Annotated in this window: 7 protein-coding genes and 1 pseudogene; 3 read left to right on the forward strand and 5 right to left on the reverse strand. The window is 62.7% G+C overall.

All coding sequences use genetic code 11. The features are described from left to right. Positions 1 to 173: pseudogene (locus LDL37_RS01430) on the forward strand (NAD regulator); the annotation flags it as partial. A gap of 191 nt (positions 174 to 364) precedes the next feature. On the opposite strand, the gene LDL37_RS01435 reads toward LDL37_RS01430, so the two are convergent. The 5 genes from LDL37_RS01435 to LDL37_RS01455 form a co-directional block, all read right to left on the reverse strand. After that, complete coding sequence (locus tag LDL37_RS01435) at positions 365 to 1168, reverse strand: hypothetical protein (RefSeq protein ID WP_290793273.1); 804 nt, start codon at positions 1166 to 1168, stop codon at positions 365 to 367. Positions 1169 to 1250: 82 nt separating this feature from the next. Further along, a complete protein-coding gene (locus LDL37_RS01440; RefSeq protein WP_290793275.1) occupies positions 1251 to 1670 on the reverse strand; it encodes a hypothetical protein in 420 nt (139 codons plus the stop codon). Between the two features lie 218 nt (positions 1671 to 1888). Then, positions 1889 to 4552: a pyruvate, phosphate dikinase gene (gene ppdK, locus LDL37_RS01445; protein WP_290793277.1), complete on the reverse strand. Its 2664-nt coding sequence runs from the start codon at positions 4550 to 4552 to the stop codon at positions 1889 to 1891. A gap of 166 nt (positions 4553 to 4718) precedes the next feature. Continuing rightward, positions 4719 to 6998 (reverse strand): glycine--tRNA ligase subunit beta, encoded by a 2280-nt coding sequence (glyS, locus tag LDL37_RS01450; RefSeq protein ID WP_290793279.1) that lies wholly within the window; start codon positions 6996 to 6998, stop codon positions 4719 to 4721. Between the two features lie 195 nt (positions 6999 to 7193). After that, a complete protein-coding gene (locus tag LDL37_RS01455) occupies positions 7194 to 8078 on the reverse strand; it encodes a glycine--tRNA ligase subunit alpha (protein ID WP_290793281.1) in 885 nt (294 codons plus the stop codon). Positions 8079 to 8229: 151 nt separating this feature from the next. Here LDL37_RS01455 and LDL37_RS01460 point away from each other — a divergent pair, with 151 nt between their 5' ends. Then, positions 8230 to 9534 (forward strand): MFS transporter, encoded by a 1305-nt coding sequence (locus LDL37_RS01460; RefSeq protein WP_290793283.1) that lies wholly within the window; start codon positions 8230 to 8232, stop codon positions 9532 to 9534. A gap of 49 nt (positions 9535 to 9583) precedes the next feature. Continuing rightward, positions 9584 to 9991 carry a DUF6157 family protein gene (locus LDL37_RS01465; RefSeq protein ID WP_290793285.1) on the forward strand — a complete coding sequence of 136 codons (408 nt, stop codon included), beginning with the start codon at positions 9584 to 9586 and terminating at the stop codon, positions 9989 to 9991. Positions 9992 to 10000: the final 9 nt, after the last annotated feature.

Genomic DNA, 10000 nt, shown 5'->3' on the forward strand with positions numbered 1-10000 from the left:
GCCTGCCCCTGCACAAGCAGAACTTCCGCCGCGCGCTGGAACGCACCGGTTTTGTGCGCCCGACCGGCATCATGCGTGACGATACCGGCGGCCGCCCGGCAGAGCTTTACGCCTATGACCGCGACCGCTTCCGCTTTAGCCCGTCTCTGGGGTTAAGTTTGCCGAGAGGATAGGGTTTTAGCCACGAAAAGCACGAAAAGCACAAAAAATAGCGGAAGTTGCGTTGCCAGCAGGGCCTTTGCATATCGCGTAGAACAGGCGCTGCGCGCCGAGATATTCGCCTGCGTCTTTTCGTGATTTTTCGTGGCCAATAAAAAAAGCCGGCGGGTAACCCACCGGCTTTCCTCTATTGCCGAGCACCAGCTTACGCCGCGCGACCCGCCAGACGCGCCGCCTGTGCCATCCAGTTTTCGCGCACGATACGCGGCGCCGAATGGACGCGCGCCGACAGCCAGGCCACGTGTTCCGGCGTCCAGCTCGCCACCTGCCAGTAGTGATAGATGCCCAGCATATTCAGTTCGCGCTCATTATCGGCACCGATGCCCGAAATCAGCGTCAGGTCGTCGGGATAGCCTTCGGGCGCGCTGAGGCGATGCGGCTCAAGGCCGGTGCCCGCCTGCTCCACCGCCGCACGCACGCTTTCCGGCGTCATGGACGACAGAAGCGAGGCCTTGGGGCGTGAGGTGCGATCGAGCAGTTCCGTCACCGGTTCAGCCTTGACCGCCAGGGCGGGGGCGGCCACGGCCGGCGCTTCGGTCCGCTCGATCCCGGCCATGATGGCAGGCTCCAGCTCGGTGGAGACGCCCACGGGTGCGGGCTGCGGAGCGGCCGGTTGCGCGACCGGGGCAGCCGCGACCGGTCGCAGCGGGATGATGTCCGCCGACGGACGCGGGGCGTCTGCCTGTGCGGCGGGCGTCTGAACGGCCTGACGCGAGGCATTCAGCGCCTGAGCGGCGGCAACCATCGGGTCTGCCACCGGGCGTTCCGCCGCCGGGGCGTTCAGCAGCGCATCAAAGGTGGAATCAACGATAGAAGCCGGAGCCTCATCAAAGATCGAGATACGGCGCGCGGCGCGCTTCGGCTTGGGCGACAGGTGCCAGCCCACAAAACCACTGAACAGGAAGACCGCCAGAAGCAGGGCCGCCGATTGTGCGATCAGCAAGTACATATGTTTCCCCTACCCTGCACGACGCGCGAGAAAGCCCGTACACAGGCCCAGCGCCGCTGCACCCAGCAGCAGCCAGCGCAGCTCAAAGATCAGATAAAGCATGATCGGTCTTCCCCATAGACACCCGCATCGGCGTTTCGCTTGTGTCGGTCAGCACTTGCAGCGCCGGCCCGTACAGATACCCCTCGCCCTTCGGGACATAGACCTCGATTTCCGGCGGCAGTTCCGGTTGCAGGCTGCGCACGGCGGCGGCGGCCTGCATCAGACGCGCCTTTCGCTCATCGGCGGTGACGCCGGGACGAAAATCCTGCGTTTTAAAGCTGAGGCGCACATTGAGGCCATCGACCTCATAGGCGATGTCGCCCAGCCCCTCGGCCTTGAGCGCGTCGGCGACCCGTGCTTCCAGCGCCTGCGGCATGGCCGGAAGCTGTTTATAAAGCCCCACCCCTGCCCCGGCGGTCAGAAGCAGCAGTCCCAGTCCCCATACTGTTTTGGACGACATGCCAAGTTCCCGGAAAATCGAAATTCTGAAAGTGTTAACAACTAAAGCCCAAATCCCGACACCTGACAATAGGCCGCAGCGTGCCGGAGAGCGATAAGTTAGACGGCGCGTGTGACAGCGCCAAGACATACGCCTGAGAGGGGAAATGCGATCCCTTTCCGCCACGAAAAAAGCCCGGCGGAGGGCCGGGCTTCTTCCAGTCGGGTACTGTAACCGTCTTACTTTGCCGAAATCGCGGCTTGCGCGGCGGCCAGACGCGCCACCGGCACGCGGTAAGGCGAGCACGACACGTAGTCGAGGCCGACCTTTTGACAGAAGGCGATCGAGGCCGGATCACCCCCATGTTCGCCGCAGATGCCGAGCTTGATGTCCGGGCGCGTCGTGCGGCCCTTGGTGCGGGCGATGTCGATCAGTTGCCCCACGCCGTCCGGATCGAGGCTGACGAAGGGGTCCTTCTCGAAAATCCCCTTTTCGATATAGGGGTTGAGGAAGCGACCCGAGTCGTCACGGCTGATGCCATAGGTGGTCTGGGTCAGGTCGTTGGTGCCAAACGAGAAGAATTCCGCCGTCTCGGCCAGCTTGTCGGCCAGCAAAGCCGCGCGCGGCAGCTCGATCATGGTGCCGACCTTGTACGCCACCTCAACGCCGCGCGCCTTGAGCACGCCCTCGGCAATGCCCTTGGTCATAGCGACCAGCTTGGCCATTTCTTCCTTGGTGGCGACCAGCGGGTGCATGATGTCCGGCTGCGGGTCGAAGCCTTCGGCCTTCACGTCGCAGGCGGCTTCAAAAATCGCCGTCACCTGCATCTCGTAGATTTCCGGGAAGGTGATGCCCAGACGGCAGCCGCGCCAGCCCAGCATGGGGTTGGTTTCCGACAGTTCCTTGGTGCGCTTCAGGAGTTTTTCCTCCGGCACTTCCGCGGCTTCGGCCACCAACTTGATGTCTTCCGGCGTGTGCGGCAGGAACTCATGCAGCGGCGGATCGAGCAGGCGGATGGTCACCGGCAGGCCATTCATGATCTTGAACAGCTCGACAAAGTCGGTCTTCTGCATGGGCAGGATTTTGGCCAGGGCCTTGCGGCGACCGGCTTCGTCATCAGCGAGGATCATTTCACGCACGGCGCTGATGCGGTCTTCGTCGAAGAACATGTGCTCGGTGCGGCACAGCCCGATGCCTTCGGCGCCGAAGCCGATGGCGGTGCGCGCGTCCGCCGGGGTTTCGGCATTGGTCAACACCTTCAGCGTACGGAATTCGTCGGCCCAGCTCATGATCTGATGGAAGTCATCCGAAAATTCCGGCTCGATCATGCGAATTGAGCCCTTGAACACTTCGCCGCTGGAGCCATCGAGCGTCACAATGTCCCCGAAGCGGAAGGTCTGACCGCGCGCGCTGAATTCGCCGCGCTCGGTCGAAATGACCATTTCCCCGGCCCCGGATACGCAGGGACGGCCCATGCCGCGCGCCACAACGGCGGCGTGCGAAGTCATACCGCCGCGCGCCGTGATGATCGCCTTGGCCGCGTGCATACCGTGGATGTCTTCGGGCGAGGTTTCATCGCGCACCAGAATGACGTCGTCGCCCGCCGCCGCCAGACGCACGGCGTCATCGGCGGTGAAGACGATCTTGCCGCAGGCCGCGCCCGGCGAGGCCGGCAGGCCGCGCGCGATCAGGGTGCGCTCGGCCTTGGGGTCCAGCATGGGGTGCAAAAGCTGATCCAGCGCGCCGGGATCGAGGCGCATCAGCGCTTCCTGCGGCGTGATCAGGCCTTCCTTGGCCATATCGACGGCGATTTTCAACGCCGCGCGCGAGGTGCGCTTGGCATTGCGGGTTTGCAGCATGAACAGCTTGCCCTGTTCGACCGTGAACTCCACGTCCTGCACGTCGCGGTAATGCTTTTCGAGCGTCTCAACGGTTGAGCGGAACTGCGCGAAGACCTCCGGCAAGGCCTCTTCCATCGAGGGGTTGCGCTCGCCCATCTCTTCGCGGGCTTTTTTCGTCAGGGTTTGCGGCGTGCGGATGCCCGCCACCACGTCTTCGCCCTGCGCATTGAGCAGGAATTCGCCGTAGAGATTGTTGTCACCGGTCGAAGGGTTGCGCGTAAAGGCGACGCCCGTGGCCGAGGTGTCGCCCATATTGCCGAACACCATCGACTGAATATTGACGGCCGTGCCCCAGTCTTCGGGGATGTCGTGCATTTTGCGGTAGAATTTGGCGCGGTCATTCATCCACGAACCGAACACGGCCTTCACCGCGCCCCACAGTTGATCCTGCGGGTCCTGCGGGAAGTCGTGGCCCAGATCGGCACGCACCTTGGCCTTATAGTCGCCGATGACGCGCTCCCAGTCCTTCGCCGTGATGTCGGTGTCCACCGTGACGCCCAGACGGTCCTTATGGTCGTCCAAAATGTCCTCAAAACCGTGGTGGCTGACGCCCAGCACGACGTTCGAGTACATGGTGATGAACCGGCGGTAGCAGTCGAGCGCAAAGCGGCGGTCACCCGTCAAGGCGGCCAGCCCTTCGACCGTCTGATCATTGAGGCCCAGATTGAGGACCGTATCCATCATGCCCGGCATCGACGCGCGCGCGCCCGAACGCACAGAAACCAGCAGCGGGTTTTCGACCGAGCCAAAGCCCTTGCCCGTCACGGCCTCCAGATTGGCCAGAGCCGCCTGCACCTGCGCTTCCAGCCCGGCGGGGAAGGTCTTGTCGTTCTGATAGTAATGGACGCAGGCCTCGGTGGTGATGGTGAAACCCGCCGGCACCGGCAGCCCCAGCGACGACATTTCGGCCAGATTGGCCCCCTTGCCGCCCAGCAGGTTCTTCATCGAGGCATCGCCATCGGCCTTACCGGCGGCAAATGCGTAAACCCATGACTTCGACATCGAAAATCCCTCTTTCCTCAATCAGATAGGCGTATCTGTTCACCCGGCAGGCACGGCCGGATACTGAGGGCAAAGGTACACGCGCGCGCGAACGCTGCGGAATAAGTTTTTATGTAATTCGAAATCCCTCCTCCCCATCGCTGCGCGACAGGGAGGTGGATTTAGCCTACGCCAGCTTGGACAGATCACCCACGCCGTCGAACAGACGCCGCAGGGCCGACAACAGGCTCAGGCGGTTTTCACGCTCAGCCGCCACGTCGGAATTGACCAGCACCCCGTCGAGGAAGGCATCGACCGCCCCGCGCAAACCCGCCAGCTTGTCCAGCGCCTCTTCGAACTGTTCGGCGTCGATCAGCCGCTCCAGCACCGGCGTCAGGGCGATGACCTGCTGCGTCAGGGCCGTTTCGACCTCCGGGGCACTGCTGAGCAGCTTCGGCTCCGCCGTCGGCAGAGCGCCCTTCTTCGCCTCGGCATTGAGGATATTGGCCACGCGCGTATAGGCGGCCTGAAGCTCAGTACCCGCCGGCGACGCCAGCACGTTTTCCAGCGCCTTTATGCGCGCCACGGTGCGCACCATGTCGTCGTCCTTGACCGCAAACCCCGCCTCGACCACGTCGAAGCGCACGCCTTCGTCTTTTAGCATGACCTTCAGGCGATCGGCGAAGAAGTCAGCAAACTCCGCCGACACCGCGCGGAAATCGCGGAAGGTGAGCAGAGCGTTATCGACCTTGGGCGTATTGGTGACATGCTCGAATTGCAGGTCCAGATCGTAGTCACGGTCGGTCGGTATGACAAAGACCGGGCTTTCGAGCAGACCGGCGCGGAAGTCGCGCAGATAGTTGTCATAGACCTCGGTTTCGCCCTCGGCCCAGCGCGGCCCGGCCGAACCGCGCCAGTTGTCCGTATCGACATAGACGGCGCGGCCTTCGCCGGCATAGATCAGCAGCGACTGATACCAGGCAGCGACCAGCTCCGACAGCGAGGCGCGCACATTGTGCTGACGCAGGATGCGCAAAATCCCCAGAGCGGCACGACGCAGGGCATAGGGGTCTTTCGACCCCGTCGGCTTTTCGTCGATGGCGAAGAAGCCGACCAGCGTGTCGATCTTGTCAGCCAGCGCCACGGCCGCCGACACCGCGCCTTCGGGCACCGAGTCCGACGGGCCTTGCGGCTTATAGTGTTCGCGGATGGCTTCGGCCACGTCGCCGGGCAGCTTGGCCGCTTCGGCGTAATAACCGCCCATAACCCCTTGAAGTTCCGGGAATTCCCCGACCATATAGGAGGCCAGATCGGCCTTGGCCAGATGCGCGGCTTGCGTGGCCAGCGACACGTCGGCCTTGACCAGCGGGGCAATGACTTGTGCCAGCGCTTCGATGCGCGCCACGCGCTGCGCCATCGTGCCCAGCCTGGCGTGGAAGGTCACACCGTTCAGCTTGTGCAGCCAGGCGTCGAAATTACCTTTGCGATTGTCCTCAGACCAGAAGAAGACGCCGTCCGACAGACGCGCCGACAGCACCTTGGCATTGCCGCGGCGGATTTCCGCCCCGCCGTCGCTGGCCAGCTGATTGGCGACGATGACGAACTTCGCCGCCATCTTGCCGGTCGAAAGATCGCGCACGGCGAAGTATTTCTGGTGCGTGCGCATTGAGGTCTTGATGACCTCAGGCGGCAGGCTGAGGAATTTCGGGTCCATATCGCCCAAGAGCGGCGTCGGCCATTCGTTGAGGCCAGCCACCTCTTCCAGCAGGCCATGATCGTCCATCAGGGCGCAGCCCGCGTCGGCGCAGGCCTCGTTGGCCTTATCCAAAATCAAGGATTGACGCTCAATGTGGTCGAGGATGACGAAGTTATCACGCAGCTTTTGCTGATAATCGGCGAAGTCCCTGACCGCAAAGGCTTCGCCGGACGACAGGACGCGATGGCCCTGAGTCAGGTCGCCCGAGGTGACGCCGCCGACGCTCAGCGGAATGACCTTGCCGTCAAACAGGAACAGGATGCGCTTCAGCGGGCGCACCCAGCGGAAGCTCGACGTGCCTGAGCGCATCGACTTGGGCCACGGGAAGGTCAGGATAACGTCTTCGAGGATGCCGGGCAGGACCTCGGCCGTGCTCTTGGCGGGCTTTTCGATGCGCGCCATCCACACGCCGTTTTCCAGCACCAGTTGATCCTGCGTCAGGCCGACCTTGCGCAGGAAACCGGCCATGGCCTGTTCCGGTGCGCCGTCCTTGGGGCCCTTGACCTCTTCGGTGACGGCGGCCTGTTCCAGCGGCAGGCCTTCGACGTGCAGGGCCAGACGACGCGGACCGACATAGGCCTTGAGGCTGTCCCAGGTCAGGCCCTGCGCCTTGGCGCGATCGCCGAACAGGCGCTCGAAATCGCGCGCGGCCTGAAGCTGCATACGCGCCGGGATTTCTTCTGAGAAAAGTTCGATAAGTAACTGAGCCATTTTATCTTCTCTCCTCCCTTTCGCGCAGCGATGGGGAGGTGGATTTGCCGCCGCAGGCGGCGAAGACGGAGGGGGATAACACGGAAAGGGCAGCGCACGCCGATGTTTGGAGTAGCCCCCCTCCACCGCTTCGCGGTCCGGCACCGGCCGCCCGGCCCTCCCACGCTTCACGCAGGGAGGAGAAGAATGCTACACTCATCGCGCTTCCTCCTGTGCGGCCCATTCAAGCGCGCAGGCCTTACAGAGGTCGCGGATGCGGCCGATATAGGATTGCCGTTCGGCCACCGCGATGGCGCCGCGCGCATCCATCAGGTTGAACAGGTGCGAGGCCTTCAAAACGTGGTCATAGGCCGGCAGGACCAGCTTATAGCCCAGACTGTTTTCGGTATTGAGGATGCGCAGAACATTGCGCTCCATGTCCTCAAACTGCCGCTTGAGCGTCGCCACATCGGACGCTTCAAAGTTGAAGGCCGAAAACTGGCGCTCCTGCTCCTTGAACACGTCGCCATACTTTACGCCGTCATTATTGAATTTCAGATCATAGACGTTATCGACGTTCTGAAGATACATGGCCAGACGCTCCAGCCCGTAGGTCAGTTCGCCCGACACCACATCGACCTCAATGCCGCCGACGCCCTGGAAATAGGTGTATTGCGTGACTTCCATGCCGTCGCACCACACTTCCCAGCCAAGGCCCCACGCGCCCACGGTCGGGTTTTCCCAATCGTCTTCGACGAAGCGGATGTCGTGCAGCGCCGTGTCGAGCCCGATGGCTTTCAGCGAGCCGAGATACAGCTCCTGAAGATTGTCGGGGTTCGGCTTCAGGATCACCTGATACTGATAATAGTGCTGAAGGCGGTTGGGGTTTTCGCCATAGCGGCCATCGACTGGACGGCGCGACGGCTGCACATAGGCGGCCTTCCACGGCTTCTTGCCCAGCGCGCGCAGGACGGTGGCCGGATGCAGGGTGCCTGCGCCGACTTCGACGTCATAGGGCTGAAGGATCACGCAGCCCTGCTGGCTCCAGTAATGGTGCAGGGTCAGGATAAGGTCCTGAAAGGACAAGGGCTCTTTGGTCATGTTCGAAAATGCCGGACTCCAGAATGGCCGCGAACATAGAGAGGTGCGTCCGGCCAAGCAAGGTTTGCACGGAAAGAAAACCTGTTCAGACGGCGGAGAATCGCTTTTTCTGTGCGTCTCCCCGCGACTGGGGAGAGCGGGTTAAAGCCAAATGTCCTCTGCCGATAAGCCCACCCTCCGCGACATCCTCCGCGCCCTGAAAACGCCCAATGCCTGGCTGTTGCTGGTGCTGGGGTTTTCGGCAGGCCTGCCCTTTCTGATGACCGGCGCCACGCTCGGCTTCTGGATGCGCGAAGAGGGCACAAGCCTGACCGTCATCGGCTATATGGGCTGGATCAGCCTGTTTTACGGCTTCAAGGTCGTGTGGGCCCCGTGGATGGACAAGGTGCGCCTGCCGCTCCTGCACGCGCGGCTGGGGCAAAGGCGGTCCTTCATGCTGCTGGCGCAGGGCGGGGTGATCCTCAGCCTGATCTGTATGGCCGCCATCGGCCCTACGGGGAATATCTGGGCCTTTGTCGCCGTGACCCTGCTGCTGGCGCTGTGCGCCGCCTCGCAGGAAATCGCCATCCACGCCTGGCGTATCGAGCAGACCGAGGGACAGGCGCAGGAGGCGCTCAATCCGACGATTTATTCCCTCGGCTATAAGGTCGCGGCCATCGTCTCCGGCTCGCTGATCCTTATTCCCGCAGACCATTTCGGCTGGCCGGCCACGGTAACCGGGCTGGCGGTGCTGATGCTGGTCGGTGTGGCCGCAACCCTATTTGCGCGGCCGTCGCGCGCCGAGGCCCTGACGCCGCCGGTGCCCTACAGCTTTGACACCTATGTCGTCGTGCCACTGAAAAGTTTTTTTCAGGAACATGCAGGACTGGCGTGGTGGGTGCTGGCGACCGTGGCGCTCTACCGCCTGCCCGATTATCTGATCGGGCCGGTGGCCGGGCCGCTCTACAGCGATACGGGCCTCAGCAATGCCGATATCGCCTATGTGCGTTCGACCATCGGGCTGGCGGCTTCGTTCGCCGGGGTAGCGCTGGGCGGGGCGTGTCTTTTGTGGCTGGGGGTTGAGCGCGCCTTCTGGCTGGGGGCGGTGACCGGGCCTTTGTCCAATATCTGCTTTGCCCTGATGGCCGCGCATCCGGGAGATGTCACCGTGTTCGGCGGCACGCTGATCATCGACAATATCGCCAATGGCGTCGCCGAAACGGCCTTTATCGCCTTTCTGACGCGCCTGACCGTGAAGGAACACACCCTCACCCACTTTGCCCTGATGTATTCGGCGGCCGACCTGACCGGCAAGCTGCTGAAAGGCTTTTCGGGGCAGATCGTTGATGGCCTGACAGCGGCGCACGGCCTGTTTGGGGCCTATCAGATCTTCTTTATCGGCACGGCGGTGGCCGGGCTTCCCGCATTGAGTCTTTGCCTGATCCTGCGGCAGCGTGGCCTCTTCAAGACGGCCTGAGACAGGCGTATAGTCACTGTCCCAAAGGCCGCGACACAGGGACGACGCCATGATCCGCAACACCTTCATCGCCATCGCCGAAGACTCGAAACACCGCATGGGGGTCGAACCGCCCCGCCGTGACGGCCCGCCGACCCTGGCGCGGCTGCATTATGAACTGTTGTCGGAACATCCTTACGAGCTGACGCTGGATGATCTGAACTTTACCGTCCATTGCCTGAAACACGGCCTCGATACAGCGGATCAGCAGGCGCGCGTGGCGTTTCTCTCCAAAGGGCACCCGTGCATGCGCGCCTCGCCCCTGACCAAGACCTATGGCTTCGGGGCGCATTATAATCACGCGGGCAAGATCGCGCTTTATCCTGCGGATTCTGTCGCTTATCGGAAGTTTCTCAAAGACCCGGAGGTCCGCGTCGAAAAAGCCATGCGCAGCAAACGCGCGGTGGAGATGGTTTAGCTCAGCGTA

This window comes from Asticcacaulis sp., from assembly GCF_020217185.1.
GTDB lineage: Bacteria > Pseudomonadota > Alphaproteobacteria > Caulobacterales > Caulobacteraceae > Asticcacaulis.